Origin of the sequence: Pseudomonas sp. K8, assembly GCF_014889455.1 — a bacterium.
GTDB classification, from domain to species: domain Bacteria; phylum Pseudomonadota; class Gammaproteobacteria; order Pseudomonadales; family Pseudomonadaceae; genus Aquipseudomonas; species Aquipseudomonas veronii.
Map to the genome: position 1 here is coordinate 12,403 of NZ_VJWO01000018.1, position 25,392 is coordinate 37,794.

The following is a 25,392-nucleotide window of genomic DNA, read 5'->3' on the forward strand; positions in this document are numbered from 1 at the left end:
CGGCGAACAGCGGGATGCGCCCGCCATTCGCCAGCCAGCCTCAGCGTTTGTACGTCTGCAGGCCGGGCTTGATGCTCTTGTCGTCGAGGAACTGCTTCATGCCCTGCTCGCGGCCGCCTTCGGTGTCGAGCAAGCGCGACTGATCGAGCTTGGCGTAGAGGTAATCCTCGTTCTGCTCCCAGGTCAGTTCGCGGCAACGCTTGAAGCCATGCTTGGCCGCCCGCAGCACCACCGGGTTTTTCTCCAGCAGGTTGCGCGCCAGTTCGATGGTCACTTCGCGCAGTTGCGCCAGCGGTACGCTTTCGTTGACCAGGCCCATCTCGGCGGCCTTCTGCCCGCCGAAGGTCTTGCCGGTCATGATGTAGTACAGCGATTGACGATGGCCCACGGTGTCGGCCATGGCCTTGCTCACCAGGTTGCCCGGTGGGATGCCCCAGTTGATTTCCGAGAGGCCGAAGGTGGCTTCGTCGGCGCAGATCGCCAGGTCGCACGCCACCAATGGGCTGAAGCCGCCGCCGAAGCACCAGCCATTGACCATGGCGATGGTGGGCTTGGCGTACATGCGCAGCAGTTTCCATTGCCATTGCGAGGCTTCGCGGCGGATTTTCTCCTGGAGGATTTCCGGGCCGGCATCCACTTCGCGAAAGTATTCCTTGAGGTCCATGCCGGCGGTCCAGGCTTCACCGGCACCGGTCAGTACCAGTACGCCGGCGTCGGGGTCCTGCTCCAGGGTTTCCAGGACGTCGATCATTTCGCGGTTCAGGGTCGGGCTCATGGCGTTGCGTTTTTCCGGGCGATTGAGAATGACCCAGGCAATGCCTTCCTCGATTTCAACCTTGACGGTGGTCCAACGGCCTTCGTAATTGCTCATGACGGTACGCTCTTGTTCTTGGTTGGAAGATGATTCGAAATTAAACCGCAAATATAGTTATGTCAATTAACTATTAACCTTGATAACCAATATTTTCCCCTTGTAAAACCTAAGCCGCTCGGGCGTTATGAAAAGCCGGCATAGCCATGGCTCGCGAACCTCGGCAAACTAGATAGCTTTCTTAACCTCCACCTTCTGAGGATTGCACTGTCAATGGCCAAGCCTTCCAACATCGCCGACGCCAACCTGGCCCTGCCCGACATCACTGAGGGGCGTGCGCCGCTGGATTCGGCCCTGGACGACCTGATCGGTTACGCCATACGGCGCGCCCAGCTCAAGCTGTTCCAGAACCTGATCGGTCGGCTTGCCGAGCACGACCTGCGCCCCGCTCAGTTCTCGGCCCTGGCGATCATCGAGCAGAATCCCGGCCTGATGCAGACCGACCTGGCTCGCGCGCTGGCGATTGAGCCGCCCCAGGTGGTGCCGTTGCTGAACAAGCTGGAAAGCCGCGCCCTCGCCGTGCGTGTGCGCTGCAAACCAGACAAGCGCTCCTATGGGATCTTCCTCAGCAAGACCGGCGAAACCCTGCTCAAGGCGCTCAAAGAGATCGCCGTCCAGAGTGACTTGGACTCCACCGCAGCCCTGGACGCTGAGGAACGTGCAGAGCTGCTGCGCTTGCTGAAGAAGGTGTATCAGGACTGACGGCTTACCAGAGCGCCACGGTGTAGAGCACCAGGAAACGGGTCTGGTTTTCATCGCGAAATGCTGCGCCAGCCGGGAAGTCATTGCGATAGATCGACTTGCGCGCCAGCAGCCCGACGTTCTTCAGCGGGCCGCTCTGGATCACGTAGCCCAGCTCCATCTGGAACTCGCGCTCCTTGCGATCCTCGGCGTTGAATGCCGCCAGCTCGATGTTATCGCCGCGCACGTAACGCAGCCGGCCCTTCAGGCCCGGTAAACCGGAAGCCGCGAAGTCATAGTCGTAGATCGCCTGCCAGGTGCGCTCCTTGGCGTTGAGAAAGTCCGAACTCATGGTCAGTTCGCTCATGCCCATCAGCTCCGTCCCGGAGATATAGGGCGTGGCCGTCTCCCCACTGGAATGCATGTAGCCCAGGCTGAATTTGTGACCGCCCAGGCGGTAGCCAAACAACGCCGAGAGGTTGCGGTTATCCACGTTCCCCGCCTTGGCGCTGCCGTCCTCGCGACTGAAGAAACTGCGCAAGTCGCTGGTGAGCACGCCATCGCCCACGGGCAGATTGTGCAGCAACGCCAGGGTGTCCTGCTGGTAGAGGTCGGCTATCTGCGAGTGATAGGCGCGCAGGCTGAGGTCTTTGTTGACCTGGTAGTCACCGCCGACGTAAGCCAGGTGCGAGGTGGTGGCGGTGGCGTTGAAACGCCGGTTGGGCGAGGCGATGGTCATGGCCTGGTAGCTGGTGGAGTCGCGTTTGTTGATGCGGTCGATATAGCCGGTATTGAAGGTCAGGCCGTCGATGTCCTTGGAGCTCAAGGTGGTGCCGCGAAAGGTTTGCGGCAGCAGGCGCGACGGGCTGGCAAAGGCGAACGGCAGGAAGATCGACACGTCACCGGTCTTCACGGTGGTTTGGGCAAACCGCAGCTTGGCGGTCGGCGCCAGGCGCGAGTACTCATCGGCGGCACGCTTGTCGCTGGCCGACACCGGCAACAACTCGGTGCCGCTGCGGTCCGGCGAAGAATCGAGCTTGACCCCCATCAACCCGCGCACATCCAGGCCAAAGCCCAGCGGGCCCGGGGTGTACCCCGATTCCAGGTTGAGGATGAACGCCTGGGCCCATTCTCGCGCAGCGGTCTTTGCACCGTCGTCCTTGTAGTCGCGATCCAGATAGTAATTGCGCAGGGTCAAGGTGCCGTGGCTGTCGTCGATAAAGCCGGCCGCCCACAGCTGGGAGGGCAACACGCTCAAGGCCAGCAACGCCATGACCAGGCCTGGCTTGCGGTTCGACACACAGGAGACGGACACCACTGCAACGGCGTCCTCCATCGGGAGTTTTGGCATGTTCGTTGTCCATTTTTTGTTGTTGTTTTTGGGGGTGGCACACGCTCGGCCCGTTCGGCTTCGCCAATAGAGAATGGAAACAGCCGACGGCACTCGTCAACAGCGACTGACCGATAATCGAACATTAATAAAGCTATCTATTTTTATGATGAACACTGACACGCATCACAACACCATGAATTTAAAGCACTTATTTACTGTTTTTAGCATTTTTAATACGCCCTTCATTTTTTAGTTATCTTTGTTATCTTAATCAGCAGCAGCCACTTGCGCTCGCCACCACAACAAAAACAACAACAATGAGGTTTGCCCATGGACAGTCCATCGCGTCGTTCGACGCTGACTATCGCGTTGTGCTTTATCGTTGCGCTGATCGAAGGGTTCGATCTGCAAGCCGCCGGAACCGCCGCCGCGGGGTTGCGCCAGAGTTTTGCCCTGGACCCGAAGATGCTCGGTTGGGTGTTCAGCGTCGGGATCATTGGCCTGCTGCCGGGGGCGTTCTTCGGCGGCTGGGTCGCCGACCGAATCGGGCGCAAGAAAATCCTGGTGATCGCCGTGCTGCTGTTCGGGCTGTTCTCGCTTTGCACCGCGTTTGTCGAAAGCTACTCGAGCCTGCTGTTGGTGCGCTTTCTGACCGGCCTCGGGCTGGGTGCCGCGCTGCCCAACCTGATCGCGCTGTGCGCCGAAGCGGTCAGCGAACGCAGCCGGGGCACCGCCATCAGTGTGATGTACTGCGGCGTGCCGTTGGGCGGCGCATTGGCGGCGGTGGTGGCGATGTTTTCCAGTGAACACTGGCAGACCACCTTTATCATCGGCGGCCTGGCGCCCTTGCTGGCCGTGCCGTTGATGATCCTGCTGCTGCCCGAGTCCAATGCCTTTCGCCAACAGCTCGACAATACCCTCAGTGCCCGCCCCTCCACTCGCCAGGCACTGTTCGGCGAAGGGCGCGCAGGCACCACGCTGGCCTTGTGGCTCAGCTACTTCTTCACCCTGACCGTGATGTACATGCTGCTCAACTGGCTGCCGTCGTTGTTGCTCGAACAAGGCTTCAGCAAACCCCAGGCGGGCATGGTGCAGATGCTGTTCAACATCGGCGGCGCCCTTGGCTCGCTGCTCGGCGGTGTCCTGCTGGACCGCTGCAATGCCCTCAGAGTGGTGCTGTTCGTGTATGCCGGATTGCTCGCGGCCCTGGCCGGGGTCGGGCTGTCGGTGGGCATCGTGCCCATGGCCATCGCCGGTTTCGCCGCGGGCTTGTTCGTCATGGCCGCGCAGTTGGTGCTCTATGCATCGGCACCGCCCTCCTATCCAACGGCGGTGCGCGCCACCGGCGTCGGTGCGGCCGTGGCCATTGGCCGGCTGGGCTCGGTGGCCGGACCGCTGGCGGCGGGACAACTGCTCGCCGCAGGTGCGGGCACCACAGGCGTCCTGCTGGCGACCTCTCCCGGGTTGGCGATCGCGGCGCTGGCCATCATCACCGTCATGGTGCGTAAGGCGCCACTGAACCTGTCCACCCCGGAAGCGGCCGGGCACACCAAAGCCTAGAACTTGTGCAGCCAATTGAGCACCAGTTTGTTGCCCTCGGTGCGGTTCTCAGCCTGCTGTTCAAAGTAGGCGTTCACCGATAGCACGTTCTCCTTGTTGAAGGCGTATAACAGGCCTGGGCCCATGGCCCAGACCTTCTCCCGGCGCCCGCTCACGGCGTGCCCGTCCACCTGGGTGTCGGTGATCTGCTTCAACCAGTAGCCGTTCACCCCCACGCTCAGTTGCTGGCTCAAGGCATATTGCACGGTCAGGTTGGCATGCAACGCCTGGCCGGCCTGGGTATCGGAAACATCCCCAAAACCGGCCTGCGGCTCATCATTCTTGCCATTCCACAGGTACATGAAACGCCCGCTCGCCGACCACTTCGGGCTGAACCAGTACGTTGCCGCGTAATACGGGTTGAATGACCAGAAGTTGCTGCCTGGGTTGATCGAGCGCTTGCGGTCATAGGCCCCCACCGGCACCGAGATATCGGCTTCGACACGTTGGGTCAACAACGGGCTGCCATCGGCGCGGCCCAGGGTCGGCAGTTGCAGGAAGGGCCCCACAGTCACATCACCAAACCCGGCGCGAGAACTCAGCGCCGCATTGTTCAAGCCATCGTCGACATCTGCGTGGACCAGGGAGGTGTTGATCAGGGTGAGTCCCGGCATCGCACCATTGGCCAGGGGTTGCCCGAGGTAGATGATCTGCGTGGTGGGCGCCACCACGTCCAGGTCCTGCCTGGGCAACGCCAGCTTGTGACCGTTGGCGTCATTGAAGCGGCTGGCCCGGGAGTACGTCAGGTATTCCTCCAGGTACCAGCCAGGGCCGGCCGGAGCCGGTGAGCCGTCGTAGAAACTGGTGCTACCGAGGTTGAGCCCGGGCAGGTCGTAAGCGTGTGCAATCGATGACAGTGCGACAAAAGGCATGGCCGCAACCGTGCGCAAGATAGGCTTGAGCATCTTGGATGTCCTGTATTTTTGTTGTTGTTCAAGACCCCCGGCGCGGAGGCGCCGCGCCGGGGTTTAGCGCCGCTGCAAGCGCTACACGTAGGTCGCGGCCAAGCCACCGTCCACCGGCAGATTGACCCCGTTGACCCAGCGCGCAGCGTCCGAGCAGAGGAAGGCAATCACCGCTGCCACCTCATCGGCCAGGGCTGGCCGGGTCATGCGCTGGCTGTCTGCGGCCACCCGTTCCGGCCCGAGCATGCTGACGAAATCGCCGAGGATCGGGGTAAACACCGGCCCCGGCGCGACGCAGTTGATGCGTACCGAGTGATCGCGAAACCAGCCCTGGGATTGCTGGAAGCTCCACACGATCAGCGCTTCCTTGAAGTACTGATAACAGTTGTCCTGCTCCACCGGGTTGGCCGCCAGCCACTGCTGCCCTGCCTCGAAGCTTGGCGTCGCGGCCAGGGCCTTGTGCCGCTCCAGCCGTTGCGGCCATTGCGCGCCGAGGACCGAGGCGACATTGACGATGCTGCCGCCCGCCGGCATGCGTGGCAGCAGCGATTGAGTCAGGTGCCGCAGCCCCAGGTAATTGACCGTGGCCACCGCTTGCAAGGGCGCCGTACCGGGCACGCCGGCAATGTTGCACAGCCCATCGATGCGCGCCGGCAGGCGTGCCACCAGCGCATCGATGCTGGCAGGGTCGCCCAGGTCAGCCTGGACGAAGCTATCCAGGGTCAGTTGCGGTGCATGGCGATCAACGCCGATCACCGTGGCCCCCTGGAAGCGCGCAAGCCGCGCCAGCTCGGCGCCAATGCCGGAAGCGACGCCAGTGACGATCAAGGTTTTGTTCTGCAGGTTCATGTTCAAGCCCTCTTGTTTTTGTATAGGCATGGGTGGATCAAACCGATGAGCCAGGGCTCAGAACGGATAGGCAGGCGGTGTATTTTTCAGCGTGACCCACTGCCACTGGCTGTACTCGTCCCAGTCGGCCGGCCCGCCCACGCTGCCGCCATTACCGGAGGCGCCGCGCCCGCCGAACGGGTTGATGCATTCGTCGGCCACGGTCTGGTCGTTGATGTGCAACAGGCCGCAGTCAAGCCGCTCGCCGATGGCCATGGCGCGCCCGACCGACGGCGAGATGATGGCGGCCGACAGGCCGTACTCGGTGCGGTTGGCCAGTTCGATGGCCTCCTTGTCCGTGGCGAAGCTGACCACCGTGGCCACCGGGCCGAAGATTTCATCCTCAAACGCGCGCATCCCCGGACGCACGCCACTGAGCACGGTGGGCTGGTAGAACAACCGGTCATATTCGCCGCCCGCCTCCAACCGCGCGCCCGCTTGCAGGCTGTCGCTGACGATTGCGTGTACGCGCTGCAATTGCCGTTGGTTGATCAATGGGCCGAGCGCGGCCTCACCCCGGGCGGCATTGCCCACCGTCAACGCCCGGGCCTTGTCCACCAACTTGCGCGTGAGGCGTTCGGCGATGGATTCATGGGCGAGAATCAAGCCGGTCGCCATGCAGATCTGCCCCTGGTGCATCCAGGCGCCCCAGGCGGCATTGCTCGCGGCCAGGTCGAGGTCGGCGTCTTCGAGAATGATCAGCGGGTTTTTGCCGCCCAGTTCCAGCGCGACTTTTTTCAGGTGTCGCCCCGCCACTTCAGCGACTTTGCGCCCCGCCGCGGTGGATCCGGTGAACGCAATCATCCGCACATTCGGATCGCGGCACAGCGCCTCCCCCTCCGGCGCAGCGCCGGGCAACACCTGCAGCAGGCCCTTGGGCAAACCCGCCTCTTCGAACAGCCGGGCGATGAGAAAACCACCACTGACCGGCGTCTGCGGGTCGGGCTTGAGCACCACCGCATTGCCCGCCGCCAGCGCCGGCGCCACCGAGCGCAGCGACAGGATCAGCGGAAAATTGAACGGCGAAATCACCCCGACCACGCCATGGGGCTGACGCCGCGCATAGGACAGGCGCCCGGCTTCACTGGGCAGCACCACCCCGTGCGGTTGGGACAACAGCCCCGCCGCCTGATGCAGCAGCACTATCGCTTCGCGCACTTCGTGTTCACCCTTGAACAACGCGCCGCCGGTTTCCCGCGCGACATACAGCGCCAGTTCCGCGAAGGACTGCTGAGCCAGGTCCGCCGCCTTGCGAAACACCTCGGCACGCTCCCGAGGGCCGAATGCAGCCCATGCCGGCTGCGCCAGGGCCGCGTTGCGGCAGGCGATGGCGATGTCGGCCGGGGTGGCCATGGCGCAGCGCATCAGGGGTTCGCCGGTGGCGGGTTCGATCACTGGGATCACGGACCCCGAGGCGGGTATCCAATCGCCGTTGAACAGGCATTCGGACGCAATGGCCCGCTGTAGAAAGTGAGTGGTTTCAGACACTGACATGGCAACTCCGAGTTCTTGTAATTGTCATCGCCTGCACAGGGTGCAAACGCCGCATCAAGCCTTGAGCAAAGGCTGTGCCGCTTGCGCGCAAAGCTGCTGACGTAACACGTCGACGGCTCTGGATCGCGGCCCGCCGCGCTGCGCTCACACCCCACCGAGCGGTTGCCTGCAAGAACCGGGGCCCTGCCACTTGTTCAATTGATAAGGTTATGTTTAATAACTATCTGAGCAGTTACTCATATCGTTCACTCGCTTTGCAGGGGCATAACAATGACTAATCCCCCCAGTGCGCTGCCCGACGACCGGGTGGCCAACGCGGCCTTCCATCCGCGCGGCGACAGCCGCCAACTCAGCGCCGGCAGCTCGCCCACACCGGCGGAACTGACCGACTGCCTGTTTTTTTCTCCCGAAGACGGGCGTATCTGGCTCAACGATCAACGCATGTTGTTGCTGCACAGTTCGTCGTTCGGCGCCCTGCGCGGGGAGGTCATCGAACGCCTGGGCCTGGAGCAGGCGCGCGGCCTGTTCACCCGCACCGGTTATGCCTCCGGCGCGCGGGATGCGCGGTTGATACGCGAGCGCTGGCCACAGGCCGATGCCGCCGCGGTGTTTCGCGCAGGGACACACCTGCACACCCTGGAGGGCATGACCAAGGTCGAGCCGCTGCACTTCAAGTTCGATGCCGATTCGGGGTTCTATGAAGGTGAGTTCCTCTGGCACCACTCCTGCGAGGCCGATGAGCATGTGCGCGCCTACGGCATCGGCCAGGACCCGGTGTGCTGGACTGAAACCGGCTATGCCATCGGTTTCGTCAGTGGCCTGTTCGGGCAAATGGTGATTTTCCGCGAAGTGGAATGCCGTGGCATGGGCCACCGCAGCTGTCGGGTGATCGGCAAGACGGCCGAGCAATGGGGTGACGTCGAGCAAGACCTGCGCTACCTGAATGTGTCCCAAGCCGTCACCAGCACCACGCTCGCGCCCACGCCCGAGCACCCGGTGAGCCACAGCGCCAGGGCCAAACCGCCGCAAACGCTGGTGGGCGCCAGCGCGGCGTTCAACGCCGCGACACAAGCCCTGCAACGCGTCGCGCTGACCCCGGCAACGGTGTTGATCAGCGGTGAGTCCGGGGTGGGCAAGGAGATGTTTGCGCGCCAGTTGCACCAGCTCAGTCACCGCCATGACGGCCCGTTCGTGGCGCTCAATTGCGCCGCCATTCCGGATAACCTGATCGAGGCCGAACTCTTCGGCGTCGAACGCGGTGCCTATACCGGCGCGACGCACTCGCGCCCTGGGCGTTTCGAACGGGCCCAGGGCGGCACGCTGTTCCTGGATGAAATCACCAGCCTCAGCCTGGGCGGGCAGAGCAAGTTGCTGCGGGCCTTGCAGGAACGGGAAGTCGAACGGGTCGGCGGCGTGCGCGGTATCAAGGTGGATGTGCGCGTGGTCGCCGCCACCAATATCGACCTGCGTAAAGCCGTGGCTGACGGTACGTTTCGTGAAGACCTGTTCTACCGGCTGAATGTCTACCCCATCGCCCTGCCACCGCTACGCGAACGCAGGGACGACATCCCGCTGCTGATCAACGCATTCCTCACACGCTTCTGCCAGGAATACGCGCGAACGCCAGCGGGCCTGACCATGCGCGCCCTGAAGGTTTTGCTGCGCTATGACTTCGCGGGCAATGTGCGCGAGCTGCAAAACCTGATCGAACGCGGCCTGATCGCCAGTGACGAAGGCCAAGCGATTGACCTGGTGCACCTGTTTCGCAACGAGCCGATGCCCGCCGATCCCTATGGCCTGGACGACCACGGCAGCCTGTCAAACAGCGGGCCGCAGCTAACCACCACAGCGCCCCGCCCTGCACTGCTGGACACCCTTGGCCAGCTGGACCAGGGGTTTTCCATCGACGGCCTTGAATCGCGCCTGATCAATGAAGCGCTGCAACAAAACGCCGGCAACCTGGCCGCCGCCGCCAGGCTCGTGGGGCTCAGCCGCGCTCAATTTGCCTACCGATTGAAGAAGCATCAGCGGCAAACCCCTTGAATGGCAATTAGTGCTTTAAAAGCTTTACCCAATTAAGTATTTTGCAGGGATACCGGGGCGACAAGCGCCCCTCTTTTTACTCATGACAAGGATCTCCTGTGAGCGGACTGCGTGAACGTCAGAAAGCCGAACGCCGGCAAGCCATCAGCAAGGCCGCGATCGAACTGTTTGAACGCCAGGGTTTCCAGAACACCACCATCGAACAGATCGCCAGCCAGGCCGGGGTGTCGCCGCCGACGGTGTTCAAGTACTTCGGCAACAAGCAGGAAATCATCCTGGAAATCCTGCACCACGCCGATCAACGCGCGATCATCGACACCCGCAGCCGGATCCACGAAATAGACGACCCGGTCGAGGCGCTCTGCCACCTGGAACGCCTTCTTACCGGCTATGCGTTGGAAGTCATGCACCCCAGCCTGTGGCGTGAACTGCTGCCGCTGATTCTCTTCGGTGGCAACAATGAACTGCCGGCAGGCTATCGGGCCATGAACGATGCGCTCAGGGCCGAAATCAGCGAATTGCTGCGGGAATTGCAACGGGCTGGCAAGCTGCGTCCGCAGCTCGATGTGGAATTGGCCGCGTTCCTGTTGAACGACTATTCGCACCTGCAACTGTTCCGACTGGTGAACCAGGAACACCCGGATATCGACGCGCACTCTACCCAGGTCAGGCGCATCACCGAGTTGCTGTTTTACGGCATGCAGGCCTGACCCATTACGGGGTCAGGCCATACCGATCAGCGGTTACTCTTGATGGCGGTCCAGGTGCGGGTACGGATGCGCTCCACGGCGGCCGGGATCGGCTCCAGGGCGAACAGGGTCTTGCGCGCTTCCTCCGGCACATACATGTTGGGGTCGTTGCGGATGCTGGCGTCCACCAGCGCAGTGGCGTCCTTGTTCGGGTTGGGGTAGCCGATTTTGTTGCTGATGCGCGCAATCACGTCCGGGCGCAGGATGTAATTGATGAACGCATGGGCCTCTGCAGTATCGGGCGCATTGGCCGGGATCATCATCACGTCCGCCCACATCGGCGCGCCTTCCTTGGGCAGTGCCATCTCGACCTTGACGCCCTTGCCGGCGGCATCTGCCAGTCGCGTGGCCAATGCGACACCGCCGGACCAGCCCACGCCCACACAGATATCACCGTTGGCCAGGTCCATGCCGTAGCGCGACGAGTTGAAGTAAGTGACGTAAGGGCGGATCTTCATCATCACGGCCTGGGCTTGCGCATAGTCCTCACGCTTCTGGCTATTGGGGTCGAGGCCCTTGTAGTGCAAGGCAATCGGCAGGATCTCGTTGCCGGCGTCGAGAAAACCCACGCCACAACTGGCGAGCTTGGCGAGGTTTTCTTCCTTGAAGATGATGTCCCAGCTGTTCATCTGCACGTCGGCGCCCAGGGCTTTGCGCACCTTGTCGACGTTGTAGCCGATCAATGTGGTGCCCCATAGGTACGGCACGGCGTAGCGATTGCCGGTGTCCCCCACCGCTTCCAGGGATTTCATGAACTCGGGGTCCAGGTGCTGCCAGTTCGGCAACTGCGCGCGGTCCAACGGTTGGACGGCACCGGCGGTGATCAGGTGCCCCAGGTTGGCGGTGCCCGGGAATACCACGTCATACCCGGAGTTTCCCGTCAGCAGCTTGGACTCCATGGTTTCGGCGCTGTCGAATACATCGTAGATCGGGCGGATTCCGGTCTCTTCCTGGAAGCTCTTGAGCACTTCCGGCGGCAGGTATTCGATCCAGTTGTAGATCCTTACGGTTCGTTCTTCGGCCAGACAAAAACCGCTGATCAACAACGAAGCGACTGTGCCCAGCAGGGTATTACGCAAAAAACTGTTCATGATAAAAACACTCCAGCGCGGCCGCAAAGGCTCGCGGCACTTAATAGCGATAGGTGAAATACAGTTCCAACGCACTGAAGGTCTGGTCGTCACCGAACACCTGCTTGGCGGCGGCCAGTGGCTTGACCCAGTTATAGGACAGCGACGTATAGAACGACGGCGTGGGCGTCCAGTCGAGGAATATCACGCTCTCATCGGCAAAGCGCCGATCGCGGACCGCCGCGCCCATGTAGTTTTTCTCATCGAGCCAGAACTGGTAGTGAATGGCGCCGAGGGTCAGGGTCTCGTTGAGGTGGGTCTTGAGCGAGAACTGTTGGACATTTTCGTTGCTGTTGAACAGCAGGTAGTTGCCGACCACGTCGCCGACGAGCCACGTACTCCAGTCGACGAAGCCCTTGCTCAACGGGTCCCAGGCTTTCTGGCGGTTATCGCTGAGGTTGTCATCACCGGAAAAGCTCGCGTAGCGATAACCGATGACGGGCGTCAACGGCAACGTGCTGAAGGCATAGTCGGCCTGGCCGTACCAGGCGTTGGCATCGTAATCGACCCCCTCGCCGCTACCGCGCTCCAACGCGTACTCCGCATTCAGGGTCAGCGCCGGTACGCCGGGCACCTTGGCATTGAGCGCCCGCAGGTTGTACACCTGCATGCCGTCGCGACGACGAGGCAGCGTGCTGCCTTTGGGCCCCAGGGCGTTGACCCGCATGGCCATGGCGCCCAGGGTCACTTGGTCGTCGAGGTTGTAATCGAGGTTGACGCCGGTCATGCGGAAATCACCCAGGTCATCGTCGGTGCGCAGGGTGAATGCCTGAGACTTCAAGGCGCCATGTTCCCAGGCCAGGATCGCCGAATCCTTGAAGGCGGTTCGAGGGCCCAGCCAGTAGGCGCCGTCCTTGAGCTGGTCCAGGTTGCCGTCCATGACGATGAACCCCGTACCGACCATGTAGTTCTGGCGGCCAGCCGTGAACTTCCACTCACCGGCACGGAACCCGCCGTACAGTTCTTCAGCGGCAACCTTGCCGTCGGAACTGCGGGTAAAGCCGCCCGCATCGCCGTCGCCGAACGTGCTTGCCGCGACCAGGGAACCGCCGGCCAGCAAGCTGAAATCGGGTTGCAACGCATACTCGAGTTTGACCCCGGGTTTTACGTAGAACTCTTGCCAGTCGATCTTGGTGCCGCCATTTTTACCGTTGCGCGCATCGACCCGGCCGCTGCCAAAGTTGACGCCGCGGGTTGATAGCGTCGCGCCCCCCGCGGTGAGGTTGACTTCGCCCTTGAGATCGCCGTCCTCAAAGGTGTAGCCCGCCAACGCGACGTGGGTGGTCAAGGGTAAGCCGACCGCGATGAGCGCTCGAGAGAAACGCTTGATGAAAACCATAAGAAGCTCCTGTGTGATTATTGTTGTTACAGGGCAGTCAATGGCGACGCAAAGCGCCGCCAACACATGGCAAAGCCAGGTGAATAGAACGCAAGACTCTTATTTTTCGGGGTGTGTCAGTGACTCAGGTGAGCGCTGATAGCGCGCAGCATTCGCACGCTATCGGCATCGAACGGGCCGACCGCATCGGTCAGCGACGATTGCTTGACGATCACGACGCCGGAGGGCTTGTCGATGAACAGGTACTGGCCGTGGATGCCACCGGCCATCAGGGCCTGGCTGTGATCGTTGAACACGTACCACTGGCTTCGATAGGACGCACCTGGTGTCCAGCCGGAGAACTCGGCATTTTGCGCGTAGATCGCCGGATCCCCGCCGCCGGCGATACGTGCCACGGTCTCGGGCGACAGCAGCTCAACCCCCTCGTGACAGCCATCGTTGGCCAGCAGACGGCCGAAGCGCGCCATGTCTCTTAACGTCGCACTGAAACCCGCCCCGGCAACGTTACGTCCCCAGGGATCAGCCATGAAATAGCCGTCGCGATCACAGCCCAGCCGGCTCCAGATTTCTGCTAACAACTGGCTGCAGGCCTTGCCCGAGGCGCGCTCCATGACCCAAGCCAAGGCTTCGGTGGTCGCGGTCACATAATGGAAAAAGCCACCGTGGCTGGCGCGCTTTTTGAGGGATGGCAGGTACTGGTACAACGACTCGAATTGAGCGTATTGCGCCGGTGCCGGTTGAAACCCGCAGGCGTAACCGTACTGCGAGCTCTCCGAGTTGGGATCGTCATACACCTCGCTGTAGTCGATGCCCACCGCCATATCGAACAACTGGCGCACCGTCGCATCGCCAAACGCGCTGCCCACCAGTTCGGGCACGTAGTACGCGACGGGTAACCCAGGCTCGAGCACACCACTGGAAACCAGCTGTTCGCCAAGGGTGCCGATCAGCGACTTGGTCACCGAAAACATGATGTGCCGGTCGCAGGCCTGCTGACCGTTGAAGTAGCGCTCGAACAATACCGTGTCGCCCTGCATCACCAAAAAGGCGTCGGTCTGGCTGGCCTCGAGGTGATCGATGACGCTGATGCTCAGCCCACACTCACTGTCGAAACACAGCTGGTCCAGCGCATTGGGAGCCTGCTTGAGCATACCGACCGGCCCTGGGCCCGCCGGTACGTCAATGGTGGGGCGCAAGCGCGCCAGGTTGCGGAACCCCCACTGGCTGAAGGGCGGACGCATCCAGTTGTGCCACGTGACTCGGTGTTCCGGCTCGGCGGGAAAGCCACGCATCAGCAAAGGGGCCGCGCAAGTGGCCGACGACGATTCAGTGGCCTCGACGTAAAGCGTCGCAAGAAAAGACGGGTTTTTATGACTCATCGGGAGATGACCCTGGAGATGACTCTGCATGAGAGCAGATGCGCAGAAATCATTACCCGATATTTATATTTAGTCAATAAAACTTTTTATTCGATAACACTAACTCCGCTATCGCTGCATCGAGCCGTTAGCCGGCGGTGCGTGGCACATTCGCCGTCATGAAAAGCACACTCCACACCGACCTCAGAAATCAACCGTGGCCGACAACTGCAAGGTGCGCGGAGATCCCGGGGAAAAGGCGCCGTAGGAGGCGACGCCCGACCAGTACTCACGGTCGAATACGTTCTGCACGGTGGCGCGGAACGTCGTAGGTCGCCCTTCTATCTTCGTGGCATAACGCGCGCCCGCATCGATGCGAGTCCAGGCGTCCAGTTCCTGGGTGTTGGCCTGGTTGACGTATTGGCTGTCGGTGTAGATCGCGCCGCCGGTCAAGGTAAAGCCTTCCAGCCATGGGGTATCCCATTCGGCCCAGAGGTTGGCCTGGATGTCGGGTACGCCGACCGGTTTGTTGCCCCGGTTGGCTGCGGTGGCGGACTTCGTCAACTCGCCGTCGAGGAACGTCACGCCCCCCATCAAGCGCGTGCCCGGCGCGACTTCCCCGTACAGGCTCACCTCCACGCCACGGTTGCGTTGCTCCGATTGCACGGAATACACATTGTTGGCACCCAGCTCGCCGCTGGGTTTTTCGATCTGGAACAACGCCACGGTCGTGATGAACGTGTGGTGTTCATACTTCACGCCGAGCTCGTGCTGTTTGGACACATAAGGGGCGAATGTCTGGCCGCCGTTGTTCGCGGTGCCTGGGGCGGTATCGCCCTTGCTCAAGCCCTCGACATAGTTGTAATACAAGGACACGTCATCCCAGGGCTTGACCACGACGCCCAGCAACGGCGTCGTGGCAGTGTCTTTGTTGCGGGAGCTGACAGCCCCGGCGGCATTGTAGTTACGCGACTCGATCGCTTGCCGGCGCAGGCCGAGGGTCAGTTGGAGGCGGTCGTCCAGCATGCCCAGGGTGTCCGTCAGTGCGACGCCGGACAGTTCCGTCTCCGAAATGCGCAGCACCTTGGGGGCGTCGAGGTATTGCTTGGGCGTATCCACCGGGTGATAGATGTTGGAGCGGATCTCCTTACCATTGGTGATGCCTCGGGACAGTTCGTCCCGGTAACGGGTCGCCATCAGCGTGGTCATGTGCGTCACCGGCCCGGTGGCGAACAGCCCGCGAAGGCCCACATCGGCGGTCGAACGGTCGACGTTGAACTTGTAGTAACCCGGGATATTGCTGGTATCGCCGGCGTCGTTGAGGATCCTGGGCACCTGGTCGGACAGGCGCTTCACGTCCGACTTGCCCCCGCCAGCATGGGCGAACACGGTCAGCGCATCGCTCAAGTCATACTCGCCGCCGAGCAGTGTCGACTGTTCCTTGGTGTCCGACCACCCCCATTTTTGCGGCAGGCTGGTGCGGCCATTGGCGGCAGATGGCACGTCGACGCCCGTTGCGACGGTGAAGGGGCGCGAGGCGCCGTCAAAGTTTTCTTTCTGGCTGATGTAGTCAAGGTTCAGGCGCAACCGCTCGCCGCGATAATCCAAGGCAATGGCCCCGATATCCACCTCGCGCTTCTGATTATCGACGGCGGTGTCGCCGCCCTGGAGGCTGCCGTTGAAGCGCAGGCCAAACTGGTTTTCTTCACCAAAGCGCCGGCTGATGTCCAAGTGGCCGCCCACTTGGGAGTCCGATGCGTAACTGCCGGTAAAGCGCGTCAGGTCTTCATCCAGCGCCCGTTTCGGCACGATGTTGATGACGCCGCCAACGCCGCTGTTCGGCGAGACACCGTACATCAGCGCACCGGGCCCTTTGAGCACCTCGATGCGTTCGGCGTAGTCGGTGAACGTCCGGTAGTTCGGCGCCACACCGTACACGCCGTCATAGGCCAACTCGCCAAGGTTGCCTTCGCCGATGGCAAACCCACGGATGAAAAACGAATCGACGATACCGCCCGTCTGCCCCGTGGACCGCACCGAAGGATCGCGTTCCAGGGCGTCGGCCGCCGTCACTGTCTGCAGGTCGGCCAGGGTTTTGGCGGTGTAGCTGGTCACACTGAACGGGGCGTCCATCACATCCTTGTTGCCCATCATCCCCAGGCGCGCGCCACGGGCGACCTGCCCGCCGGCCAGCACCGGCGGCAATGCCGTGGGGCCAGCCTCGCGGGCGTCGATGGTGGTGGTGTCGAGGATCAGGCTCTGCGCGCTGTCAGGCGTTGACGCGTCGCCCGCTGCGGGCTGTGGCGCAGCCGCCGAGGCATTGGCGCTGCATGCGACCAAGACGACATTCAGCATGGCGCTCCGAATCGCGAGGGTTAACACACGTTCACCATAGGGACGACAGATAACGGGCATGACGAGAGGATCCTTTCAACGTAGGAAAATGGGAATCACTCCTAATGCCAGCCGACTTGCGAAAAAGTATCATCCCTCCCTGTTTTTTTACCGGGTTCATCCGCCGAGGCCGTCTCATGTCCCATGCAGGTGTCATTCAGGGTTCAAGTGTCAGAACCCTTGTTTATCTTTTGTTCGCGATCCAACTGGTCTCCATGGGCGCGATGGAAATGAGCGGGCCGTTCTGGCCCGTACACCTGCGCGAGCTGGCCTCTTCGGAGGCGCTTTTCAGTTTCGCCAGCATCGCTGTGTACGTGGGACCGATGCTGGGCATCATGCTGACCAGTGCGTTCTGGGGCCGTATCGGCGATCGATACGGGCACAAGTTGATGATGATCCGCGCGCTCGCCGGGTTGTCCTTGACCCAGCTCGGCCTGGCGTTTTTCAGCGACATCTGGGCGATCCTGGCCCTGCGTTTCCTGCAGGGTGCCTTCGCGGGCTACATTGCCCCGGCGCAGGCCTACGGCGTGAGTATCGAAAGCCCGTCGCGCCGGGCCCGGCTGTTCGCGATTCTGCAGATCTCGACCAACGTCGGCTCGTTGCTGGGCGCCGTGCTCGGCGGCCTGATTCTCGATTACGCGACGTTTTTCTGGATCAATATCGTGGCCTCGGTGTTATGTGCCGCCTGCACGGTGATCGCCGCCATGACACTGCCGGACGTCCCCCCCGTGGAAAAAACCACGCCGGTAAACACCTCTGCCCCCGCCCAGGCCAGCGGCGCCGGCTGGCGTGGCTCGCCCCTGCTGTCGCTGTTGGGCATCATGGGGATTCTGCTGTTGGCGCGAATGCTGCCCCAGACTTCGTTCTCGCTTTACGTCAGTTCCACATTCGATGTCAGCCACTCAGTGGTCGGCCTGTGCTACGGGCTATTGGCCCTGGGCTTCATTCTTTCGGCGACGGCATGGTCGCGCTACTTCGAGCAGCGCTCTCTACGCCAGACGCTGCAGCGCATCACTTACGTGGTGATCGGTTGCATCGCGCTGACCGCCGTGGCGGGCATTACCCGCAACCCCGTGGTGTTTATCCTGACCTACTTCGTCTGGGGAGTACTGCTGGGTGCCACGACGCCAGTGCTGATGGCCCTGATCTCGACCACCGCCGACAGCGCCCGACAGGGCTATGTACTGGGTATCGCGCAAAGCACCACGCAGTTTGCCTCGATTGCCGGTATCTGCATCGGGGGCTTGCTCAGCCAAGCGTATGGCCTGCCCTACACGTATCTGTTCGTTTGCCTGGCGTATGCGCTGGCGCTGGTGCTGATCGTCGCTCTGCGTTATTGGCCCGCGGGCAAGCAACCCCACCAAGTCGCGGGTCGGGATTGAACCGGGTGCCTGGCGATGAAGGACACGCCAGCACAGGGGATCGCACCGATCGCGGGGCACTGATCCCCCCTTGCTTTTCAAGCATCTTGTCAACTAGCATTGGGAATACTTCTCAATTAGATGCACGCCCGCGCCATGAGCCAAACCCACTCCGCGAACCACCCGAGTCACCTGCGCGCGATTGAGGCCCTGTACAGCGGGCATCACAGCTGGCTGTACGCGACGCTGAAAAGAAAACTGGGCAACGCCATGGATGCGGCGGATCTGGCGCAGGACACCTTCACCCGCATCCTGGCTTCACAGGTCACGGTAATCGAGCAGCCTCGCGCCTACTTGAGCTGCGTGGCCAAGGGCATCCTGATCAACTGGTACCAGCGCAAGGCGCTGGAGCGCGCCTACCTGGAGGCACTCGCCAATGCGCCCGCGCAGGATGTGCCGTCGCCTGAATCGCACTTCATGGTGCTGGAAACCCTGCACGAAATCGACGCCATGCTCGATGCCCTGCCGCCGCTGGTGAAGCGGGCGTTCCTGCTGTCGCAGATCAACGGGCTGAAATACGACGACATCGCCAAGCAACTGGACGTCTCGCTGATCACCGTCAAACGCTACATGAAGCAAGCGTTCCTGCACTGCATGATGATGGTCGAATAGATGCGCTCGCTGCGCAGAGAGCCACCGCTGAATCCCGACGTGCTTGAAGAGGCCGCCGAATGGCTGATGCGTTTGAGCGACAACGGGTTGAGCGACAACGAGCGTGCCGAGTGGGAGCGCTGGAAGGTCAGCAGCCCCGAGCGCGATCGCGCGTGGTCGCGGGCGCAATTGCTGCAAAGCAAGCTGGGCGGCTTGCCGTCTTCCCTGGCGATGTCGGCGCTGGATCGGCCAAGCAATCCGGAGCGGCGTGCGGCCCTGGGTAAATTGGCCCTGCTGCTGGCGGTGATACCGGCGGGTTGGGGCAGCTGGAAGCTGGTGGAGTCAGGCCGATGGTCGTCCGACTACCGCACTGCCGTGGGCCAACGACGCGAATTGACCCTGGCCGATGGCTCACGCATCACGTTGAATACCGACACCGCCATGGATGTGCTGTTTGATGGCCAACAGCGGCTCATCCATCTGCGCGAAGGCGAAATACTGGTGCAGACCGCACCGGATACCGCTTCCGTCCCCCGCCCCTTCCTCGTCATCACCCGACAGGGCCGCATGCAGGCCCTGGGCACGCGCTTTACCGTGCGTGAACTGGGCCCGCGTACCCAGCTCGCCGTACTGGAAGGCGCAGTGAAAGTGGAACTGGCCGAAAACCGCCAAACCGCGCCGCTGATCGTCAACGCCGGGCAGCGCACCGACTTTTCCTCACAGACCTTTGGAGCGCTGACTGCCGCCGGTCGCTACGTCGGTGCCTGGGCCCAGGGCATGCTGATGGCGGACAAGATGCGCCTGGCGGATTTCGTTGCCGAGCTGGCGCGTTATCGTCGTGGTTTTGTGCGCTGTGATCCGGCCATTGCCGACCTGCGCGTCTCCGGTGCCTTCCCGATCAGCGATACCCAACGCACCTTGAACATGCTGGTGCAAACCTACCCGGTGCTCGCCACCGGCCATTTGAACGGGTATTGGGTCACGCTGTCGCCCGCCTGACGCCGCGAAGGCAAACCTCGCAAAAAAATAAAGCGTTGCCAGGCTGATACTTTTTTTGATCTCAACTGGCAATGAAGGAACAGCCACTTCCTCTCGCCACAGGGCCCCCCATTGATGCCGGTCATTCGCAGCGCGTTGCTCAGCCTGACCCTGATCGGTGCGGCCTGCCCTTTGGCCCGGGCGGACGCGCCGGTGCAGCTGGATTCAGTGACCGTGCGCGCGTACAACCTTGCCCCCGGACCGCTCGGCGCAACCTTGTCGAGCTTTGCCGTGGAAGCCGGCATTGCCTTGTCCTTCGAGCCGTCGATCACTGAAGGGTTGATCAGCCCAAGGCTTTCTGGAAATTACTCGACCCAGGCGGCAGTCGCGCATTTGCTGGCCGGCAGTGGCCTGGACATGCTGCTGCGCAACGACGGCAGCTACACCTTGGCGCTCCGCAGGGTCACCCTGGCGCAGACCACGATCAGTGGCCACGACCAGCCGGCCGAGACCTTGCCCCCGGTGTATCCGGGGGGCCAGGTGGCCGCGGGAGGACGCCTGGGCATGCTGGGTAATACCGATGTAATGGACGCCCCCTTCAGCGTCAGCACTTACACCTCGGCGCTGATCAAGGACCAACAGGCAACGACCGTGGGCGACGTGCTGGAGCGCGATTCGTCGGTCCGTGCCACCGGGCAGACCGGCGGGATTGTCGATTCTTTTTTTATCCGTGGGTTTCCGGTCGGCGAAGGCAACCTCGGTGAGCTGGCCTTCGACGGTGTCTATGGCGTGGCCTCCAACTATCGGGTGTTCACCGAATACGCCGAACGCATCGAGGTCGTCAAAGGCCCGAGCGCACTGCTCTACGGCATGTCGCCCAACAGTGCCGTCGGCGGGGTGATCAATGTGGTGCCCAAGCGCTCTCTGGATGAAGACTTGACGCGGTTCACCGCCAGTTACGCCCAGGATGCGCAACTGGGGAACCATATCGACATCAGCCGGCGCTTTGGCGAGGAACGCCGATGGGGGGTGCGGGTCAACGCCAGTGTCCAGCAAGGCAACACCGTGATCGACGACCAATCGCGCGCCGTCGGGCTCGGTGCCGTGTCCCTGGACTACCGGTCCGATCGCCTGCGAGGCAGCCTGGACCTGATCTCCCAGCAAGAAAAGTTCGACGCGGCATCTCGACCGTTCCTGATCGACACGGGCGTGGAGATGCCTTCCGCCGCCAATGGGCGGACCAATGTGAGCCAAGACTGGGGCTGGTCCGAAACCCGTGATAAATCCGCGTTGCTCAGCGGTGAATACGACCTCACCGACGCCTTGACCGTCTTCGCCCATGCCGGTGGCGGCAGGTCGGCTGTCGCGCGCATGTCCGACCAGACCCCAACCCTCCTCAACGCCGCCGGCGACACCGCCTCGACACCCGGCTATTACAAGTTCAACGTGCAGCGCTACACCGTCGATGCGGGCACGCGCCTACGCTTCGACACCGGGCCGGTCGGCCACGTCACGGCCCTGCAAGTCTCGCGTTATCGCGATGAGTTGTCCCGTGGCATCACATCCGGCGCGGTCATCCTGTCGAACATCTACCACCCGATCGATCAGCCCAAGCCCTCGATTGCCGAGCCGGATACGCCAAAGGTCTCCGCGACGCAATTATCCGGCATCGCCATCGCCGACACCCTGTCGGTGCTCGAACAACGCCTGCAGGTCACCTTCGGCCTGCGCAGACAGCATATTGAGTCGAGCAACTACAACGCCTCCGGTACGCTGAGCACGTCGTATGACGGAGGCAAGACCACGCCGCTGTTCGGGGTGGTGGTCAAACCCTGGGACCATGTGTCGCTCTACTACAACTACCTTGAGGGCCTGAGCAAGGGCGACGTCGCCCCGGCCAACGCCGCCAATGCAGGCCAGATCTTCGCCCCTTACGTTTCCCGGCAGCAGGAGATCGGGGTCAAGCTCGACTACGGCACGTTCATGTCGACCCTGGCGCTGTTCCAGATCAAGAAGCCCAGCGGCGAGTTGTCGGGCGGGACGTTTTCGGTGCAAGGCGAACAGCGCAATCGGGGCATCGAGCTGAACCTGTTTGGCGAGGTCGCCCCAGGCGCGCGCCTGCTCGGGGGGGTGACGCTGCTGGATGCGCAGTTGACCAAAACCGGCATTGCCGCCAACCGGGGCAACACCCCGGTCGGCGTGCCGGATGTACAAGCCAACCTCTGGGCCGAATGGGACATCCCCTGGGTCGAGGGGCTGACGTTCACCAGTGGCGCGATCTATACCGCCCGCCAGTACGTCAACCAGGCCAACAGCCAACAACTGGATCCCTGGACTCGCATCGACCTCGGCGCACGTTACACCACGCGTATCGCACAGCGGCCGACAACGTTCCGCGCCACGGTGCAAAACCTGTTCGATCGCGAGTACTGGTCGGGTGTCGCCTCTTATGGAGCGTTTTCCCAGGGCTCGCCACGCACGCTTTTACTCTCGGCCACGGTCGACTTCTGACACCTGCAAAGGCTTTAACCATGGTTACCATCGTTCGACGCAGCCACGCCTTCGCGGCGCTGTTAGTGGCTGGCTTGCTCGGGGCTTCACTGCCCGCCCCCGCCGCCGAGGCGGATACCGCGCGCCGTACCGTCACCGACCTGCTTGGCCGCGAGGTCAAGGTCCATCTGCCGGTCAGGCGGATGATTCTCGGGGAGGGTCGCCAGCTGTACCTGGTCGCCGCCCTGGATACGCAAAACCCTATCGAACGCATCGTCGGCTGGCGCAAGGATCTGATCCAGTCGGACCCGGACACCTACGGAGCCTACCTGCGCAAATTTCCCGCCATTGCCAGGATTCCCACCTTTGGCGGTTTTGAAGACGGGACCTTCGACATCGAACAAGCGATCGCCCAACACCCCGACGTGATCATCCTCAACATCGAGGCGCAGCATGCCACCGAGGATGCGCGCTATATCGAGAAGCTCGATGCCCTGGGCATACCGGTGGTGTACGTCGACTTTCGCAATCAACCGATGCAGAACACCGAGCCGACCATGCGCCTGTTCGGCCGGCTGTTGGGCAAAGAAGCGCGTGCCGAGGCTTTCATTGATTTTCGCAACCGGCAGATCCGCCGGGTGACCGACGTGATCGCAGCGCAGCAGCCTGTGCGCCCCGCGGTGTTTATCGAACGCATCGGCGGTTACACGGACGATTGCTGCCTGAGCTTCGGCAACGAAAACTTCGGGCTTTTTGTCGACATGGCCGGTGGCGACAATATCGCCAGAGGCATTATCCCCGGCACCTTCGGCCAGTTGAATCCCGAACAGGTCATCGTCGCCAACCCGGCGCAGGTGGTAGTCACCAGCGCCAACTGGGAGGCGTTCGCCCCTGGCGGCCATTGGGTCGGCGTCGGCCCGGGCGCCGACATGACGCAAGCCCGGCACAAACTGGCCTGGTACACCCAACGGCCAGCCTACGCAGGGATCAAGGCGCAGGACAACCAGGCCTTTCATGCGATCTGGCATCAGTTCTACAACAGCCCTTACCAGTTCGTGGCCATCCAGCAATTGGCCAAATGGTTTCATCCCACGCTGTTTGCCGACCTGGACCCCGAGGCCTCCTTTCGCGAGCTGCACGAGCGGTTTCTGCCGGTACCTTACGAGCCGGGCTATTTCGTCAGCTTGCGCACCCCCGAGGTCAAGCCATGAGCGCACCGAGCGACACCCTGGTGGTGCAGCGCGAGACCTACCGTCGCCTGGTGCTGCGCAAGCGGCTGATCCTCGCCGGGCTGATGACGCTGCTGCTCTGCAGTGTCCTGCTTGACCTGGCCCTGGGCCCGGCGAGTTACAGCCTGCGCGAAGTACTCGGCGCACTGTTTTCGCCGGACGACGCTTCGGCGCAGGTGCGCGTGGTGATGTGGGATATCCGCCTGCCTGTCGCCCTGATGGCGGTTGCCGTGGGCGCGGCATTATCACTGGCGGGCGCGCAGATGCAGACCATCCTCAACAACCCGCTGGCCAGCCCCTTCACCCTGGGCATTTCTGCCGCCGCCAGCTTCGGCGCGGCCATGGGCCTGGCGTTTGGCGTGGCCCTGTTCCCATTGGCGGCACAGTACATGGTGCCGGTGAACGCGTTCGTCATGGCCATGCTCTCTGCCTTGCTGATCCACTTCCTGAGCATGCGCCGCGGTGTCACCGCTGAAACCATCGTGCTGCTGGGCATTGCCCTGGTGTTCACGTTCAACGCGTTGTTGGCCCTGGTGCAGTTTTTTGCCACCGAGCAAGCCGTGGCGGCCGTGGTGTTCTGGACCATGGGCAGCCTGACCAAAGCCACCTGGCCCAAACTCGGAGTGATCTGCCTGGTGATCGTGGTCACCCTGCCGATTTTCGCCAGGCGCGCCTGGGCCCTCACAGCCCTGAGGCTGGGCGATGACAAGGCCGCCAGTTTTGGTATCAACGTGCGCAGCCTGCGCTTTCAGACGTTGATCATGGTCAGCCTGCTCGCCGCGTTTCCCGTGGCCTTCGTCGGCACCATCGGCTTTATCGGGCTGGTCGGCCCGCACATTGCGCGGATGTTGATTGGTGAAGACCAGCGGTTCTTCCTGCCGGCGTCGCTGCTGACCGGCGCACTGATTCTGTCCGTCAGTTCGGTGGTCAGTAAGACCCTGATTCCGGGCGCGATCTTTCCGATCGGCGTGGTCACATCGTTGATCGGCGTGCCGTTCTTCATATCTCTGATTCTCAGCGGGAAGAAAAACTCATGGTGACGATCCAGCTGGAGAACCTTGGTGCCCGCTACGGTCAGCGCACGATCATCAGCGGTGTCACCACCGGCGCATTTATGGGTGGCCAAGTGGTCGCGGTGGTCGGCCCCAATGCCGCCGGCAAGTCCACTCTGTTCAAGCGTATGGCAGGCTTGATCGACGGCCCCGGCCGGGTGATTCTGCAGGGCTCGAAAAAGGGCGTGCGGGGCATCAGCTACATGCCGCAGGGCTTGAACGGCAGCGCTCGATTGACGGTGTACGAATCGGTGCTTCTGGCACGTAAACAACTGTCGCCCGGCTGGGTCGTCCACGATGATGAGCTGACGCTGGTCGACGAGATATTGCAGGCGCTGGGGATCACCGGCCTGTCCTTTCGCAACCTCGGCGAACTCAGCGGCGGGCAGCAACAGCTCGTGTCCATCGCGCAGACCTTGGTGCGCGAGCCGGAGATCCTGTTGATGGACGAACCCACCAGCGCCCTCGACATGCACCGCCAGGTCCAGGTGTTGGACTTCATGCAGGCATTGGCCCGCCGGCGTCGGGTCATTGTGTTCATCGCCATCCATGACCTGAACCAGGCGTTACGTTTTGCCGATCAGGTGCTGGTGATTGCGGACGGTACCGCACAAGGCAGTGGCGCGAGCCGTGAGGTCATTACAGAACAGATGCTGCGCACTGTGTATAAGGTCCAGGCGCGCATTGAACAGTGCAGTCGCGGGCAGCCTCATATCCTGATCGACGATATTGTTTGAGGGCCGCGAGCACTCCAGCCTGCTATTCCACGGCCGCGCCGGCCATCAGTGCCTGGGCTTCGATGGGCGGCGCATCCGGATAGTGTCAACGGGTAACTTGATCCCGAGGT

20 protein-coding genes are annotated in these 25,392 nt (G+C 62.3%); 11 read left to right on the forward strand and 9 right to left on the reverse strand.

Annotated features, from left to right (window positions below):
* Positions 1–40: 40 nt before the first annotated feature.
* Entirely contained in the window at positions 41–871 is an 831-nt protein-coding gene (locus INT12_RS14780) for a p-hydroxycinnamoyl CoA hydratase/lyase (RefSeq protein ID WP_017847933.1), read from the reverse strand.
* Positions 872–1,084: 213 nt separating this feature from the next.
* Here INT12_RS14780 and INT12_RS14785 point away from each other — a divergent pair, with 213 nt between their 5' ends.
* Positions 1,085–1,573 carry a MarR family winged helix-turn-helix transcriptional regulator gene (locus tag INT12_RS14785; protein ID WP_193041207.1) on the forward strand — a complete coding sequence of 163 codons (489 nt, stop codon included), beginning with the start codon at positions 1,085–1,087 and terminating at the stop codon, positions 1,571–1,573.
* Between the two features lie 4 nt (positions 1,574–1,577).
* Here the strand turns inward: INT12_RS14785 and INT12_RS14790 are convergent, their stop codons facing one another.
* The gene (locus tag INT12_RS14790) at positions 1,578–2,903 is read right to left on the reverse strand and encodes an OprD family porin (protein WP_193041206.1); all 1,326 of its coding nucleotides are present in this window, start codon (positions 2,901–2,903) and stop codon (positions 1,578–1,580) included.
* Between the two features lie 312 nt (positions 2,904–3,215).
* On the opposite strand from INT12_RS14790, the gene mhpT reads away from it, so the two are divergent.
* Positions 3,216–4,445 carry a 3-(3-hydroxy-phenyl)propionate transporter MhpT gene (gene mhpT / locus INT12_RS14795; RefSeq protein WP_017847936.1) on the forward strand — a complete coding sequence of 410 codons (1,230 nt, stop codon included), beginning with the start codon at positions 3,216–3,218 and terminating at the stop codon, positions 4,443–4,445.
* Here mhpT and INT12_RS14800 read toward each other — a convergent pair.
* The 3 genes from INT12_RS14800 to INT12_RS14810 all read right to left on the reverse strand — a co-directional run bounded on the left by INT12_RS14800 (position 4,442) and on the right by INT12_RS14810 (position 7,771).
* Entirely contained in the window at positions 4,442–5,389 is a 948-nt protein-coding gene (locus INT12_RS14800; protein ID WP_193041099.1) for a transporter, read from the reverse strand. The genes mhpT and INT12_RS14800 overlap by 4 nt on opposite strands.
* Before the next feature lie 81 nt (positions 5,390–5,470).
* Positions 5,471–6,238, reverse strand: a complete 768-nt coding sequence (locus INT12_RS14805) for a coniferyl-alcohol dehydrogenase (protein ID WP_057005578.1) — start codon at positions 6,236–6,238, stop codon at positions 5,471–5,473.
* 57 nt (positions 6,239–6,295) lie between these two features.
* Entirely contained in the window at positions 6,296–7,771 is a 1,476-nt protein-coding gene (locus INT12_RS14810) for a benzaldehyde dehydrogenase (RefSeq protein ID WP_193041100.1), read from the reverse strand.
* Between the two features lie 270 nt (positions 7,772–8,041).
* On the opposite strand from INT12_RS14810, the gene INT12_RS14815 reads away from it, so the two are divergent.
* Both INT12_RS14815 and INT12_RS14820 read left to right on the forward strand, forming a co-directional pair.
* A complete protein-coding gene (locus tag INT12_RS14815) occupies positions 8,042–9,814 on the forward strand; it encodes a sigma-54-dependent Fis family transcriptional regulator (protein ID WP_193058896.1) in 1,773 nt (590 codons plus the stop codon).
* Between the two features lie 98 nt (positions 9,815–9,912).
* On the forward strand, positions 9,913–10,524 hold the full coding sequence (locus INT12_RS14820) for a TetR/AcrR family transcriptional regulator (protein WP_017847941.1): 612 nt from the start codon (positions 9,913–9,915) through the stop codon (positions 10,522–10,524).
* Positions 10,525–10,550: 26 nt separating this feature from the next.
* On the opposite strand, the gene INT12_RS14825 is transcribed toward INT12_RS14820, so the two are convergent.
* The 4 genes from INT12_RS14825 to INT12_RS14840 form a co-directional block, all read right to left on the reverse strand.
* Positions 10,551–11,654 (reverse strand): polyamine ABC transporter substrate-binding protein, encoded by a 1,104-nt coding sequence (locus INT12_RS14825; RefSeq protein WP_017847942.1) that lies wholly within the window; start codon positions 11,652–11,654, stop codon positions 10,551–10,553.
* 40 nt (positions 11,655–11,694) lie between these two features.
* Positions 11,695–13,032: a hypothetical protein gene (locus tag INT12_RS14830; protein ID WP_046383971.1), complete on the reverse strand. Its 1,338-nt coding sequence runs from the start codon at positions 13,030–13,032 to the stop codon at positions 11,695–11,697.
* A gap of 116 nt (positions 13,033–13,148) precedes the next feature.
* Positions 13,149–14,411 carry a serine hydrolase domain-containing protein gene (locus INT12_RS14835; protein WP_104903486.1) on the reverse strand — a complete coding sequence of 421 codons (1,263 nt, stop codon included), beginning with the start codon at positions 14,409–14,411 and terminating at the stop codon, positions 13,149–13,151.
* Positions 14,412–14,594: 183 nt separating this feature from the next.
* Positions 14,595–16,805, reverse strand: coding sequence for a TonB-dependent receptor (locus tag INT12_RS14840; RefSeq protein ID WP_193040895.1), 2,211 nt, complete (start codon positions 16,803–16,805; stop codon positions 14,595–14,597).
* A 116-nt stretch (positions 16,806–16,921) separates the two neighbouring features.
* Between INT12_RS14840 and INT12_RS14845 the strand changes: the two genes are divergently transcribed.
* From INT12_RS14845 to INT12_RS14875, 7 genes are all read left to right on the forward strand, one after another.
* Positions 16,922–18,166 (forward strand): MFS transporter, encoded by a 1,245-nt coding sequence (locus INT12_RS14845; RefSeq protein ID WP_193040894.1) that lies wholly within the window; start codon positions 16,922–16,924, stop codon positions 18,164–18,166.
* 135 nt (positions 18,167–18,301) lie between these two features.
* A complete protein-coding gene (locus tag INT12_RS14850) occupies positions 18,302–18,817 on the forward strand; it encodes a sigma-70 family RNA polymerase sigma factor (RefSeq protein WP_026140148.1) in 516 nt (171 codons plus the stop codon).
* Entirely contained in the window at positions 18,818–19,795 is a 978-nt protein-coding gene (locus tag INT12_RS14855) for a FecR domain-containing protein (protein WP_193040893.1), read from the forward strand.
* Positions 19,796–19,909: 114 nt separating this feature from the next.
* The gene (locus tag INT12_RS14860) at positions 19,910–22,285 is read left to right on the forward strand and encodes a TonB-dependent receptor (RefSeq protein WP_193058897.1); all 2,376 of its coding nucleotides are present in this window, start codon (positions 19,910–19,912) and stop codon (positions 22,283–22,285) included.
* 20 nt (positions 22,286–22,305) lie between these two features.
* Positions 22,306–23,475, forward strand: a complete 1,170-nt coding sequence (locus INT12_RS14865; RefSeq protein ID WP_193040116.1) for an ABC transporter substrate-binding protein — start codon at positions 22,306–22,308, stop codon at positions 23,473–23,475.
* Complete coding sequence (locus INT12_RS14870; protein ID WP_046383977.1) at positions 23,472–24,533, forward strand: FecCD family ABC transporter permease; 1,062 nt, start codon at positions 23,472–23,474, stop codon at positions 24,531–24,533. Before INT12_RS14865 ends, INT12_RS14870 begins: the two co-directional genes overlap by 4 nt.
* Positions 24,527–25,282 (forward strand): ABC transporter ATP-binding protein, encoded by a 756-nt coding sequence (locus INT12_RS14875; protein ID WP_017847952.1) that lies wholly within the window; start codon positions 24,527–24,529, stop codon positions 25,280–25,282. The genes INT12_RS14870 and INT12_RS14875 overlap by 7 nt, the downstream gene beginning before the upstream one ends.
* Positions 25,283–25,392 lie beyond the last annotated feature (110 nt).

What these genes read in the sequence shown, in the direction of transcription:
- INT12_RS14830 (WP_046383971.1), bottom strand. Translation starts at nt 13,032, where the DNA reads ATGGTTTTCATCAAGCGTTTCTCTCGAGCGCTCATCGCGGTCGGCTTA.
- INT12_RS14850 (WP_026140148.1), top strand. Translation starts at nt 18,302, where the DNA reads ATGAGCCAAACCCACTCCGCGAACCACCCGAGTCACCTGCGCGCGATT.
- INT12_RS14835 (WP_104903486.1), bottom strand. Translation starts at nt 14,411, where the DNA reads ATGAGTCATAAAAACCCGTCTTTTCTTGCGACGCTTTACGTCGAGGCC.
- INT12_RS14865 (WP_193040116.1), top strand. Translation starts at nt 22,306, where the DNA reads ATGGTTACCATCGTTCGACGCAGCCACGCCTTCGCGGCGCTGTTAGTG.
- INT12_RS14785 (WP_193041207.1), top strand. Translation starts at nt 1,085, where the DNA reads ATGGCCAAGCCTTCCAACATCGCCGACGCCAACCTGGCCCTGCCCGAC.
- INT12_RS14800 (WP_193041099.1), bottom strand. Translation starts at nt 5,389, where the DNA reads ATGCTCAAGCCTATCTTGCGCACGGTTGCGGCCATGCCTTTTGTCGCA.
- INT12_RS14840 (WP_193040895.1), bottom strand. Translation starts at nt 16,805, where the DNA reads ATGCCCGTTATCTGTCGTCCCTATGGTGAACGTGTGTTAACCCTCGCG.
- INT12_RS14860 (WP_193058897.1), top strand. Translation starts at nt 19,910, where the DNA reads ATGCCGGTCATTCGCAGCGCGTTGCTCAGCCTGACCCTGATCGGTGCG.
- mhpT (WP_017847936.1), top strand. Translation starts at nt 3,216, where the DNA reads ATGGACAGTCCATCGCGTCGTTCGACGCTGACTATCGCGTTGTGCTTT.
- INT12_RS14845 (WP_193040894.1), top strand. Translation starts at nt 16,922, where the DNA reads ATGTCCCATGCAGGTGTCATTCAGGGTTCAAGTGTCAGAACCCTTGTT.
- INT12_RS14855 (WP_193040893.1), top strand. Translation starts at nt 18,818, where the DNA reads ATGCGCTCGCTGCGCAGAGAGCCACCGCTGAATCCCGACGTGCTTGAA.
- INT12_RS14825 (WP_017847942.1), bottom strand. Translation starts at nt 11,654, where the DNA reads ATGAACAGTTTTTTGCGTAATACCCTGCTGGGCACAGTCGCTTCGTTG.
- INT12_RS14815 (WP_193058896.1), top strand. Translation starts at nt 8,042, where the DNA reads ATGACTAATCCCCCCAGTGCGCTGCCCGACGACCGGGTGGCCAACGCG.
- INT12_RS14790 (WP_193041206.1), bottom strand. Translation starts at nt 2,903, where the DNA reads ATGCCAAAACTCCCGATGGAGGACGCCGTTGCAGTGGTGTCCGTCTCC.
- INT12_RS14780 (WP_017847933.1), bottom strand. Translation starts at nt 871, where the DNA reads ATGAGCAATTACGAAGGCCGTTGGACCACCGTCAAGGTTGAAATCGAG.
- INT12_RS14875 (WP_017847952.1), top strand. Translation starts at nt 24,527, where the DNA reads ATGGTGACGATCCAGCTGGAGAACCTTGGTGCCCGCTACGGTCAGCGC.
- INT12_RS14870 (WP_046383977.1), top strand. Translation starts at nt 23,472, where the DNA reads ATGAGCGCACCGAGCGACACCCTGGTGGTGCAGCGCGAGACCTACCGT.
- INT12_RS14810 (WP_193041100.1), bottom strand. Translation starts at nt 7,771, where the DNA reads ATGTCAGTGTCTGAAACCACTCACTTTCTACAGCGGGCCATTGCGTCC.
- INT12_RS14805 (WP_057005578.1), bottom strand. Translation starts at nt 6,238, where the DNA reads ATGAACCTGCAGAACAAAACCTTGATCGTCACTGGCGTCGCTTCCGGC.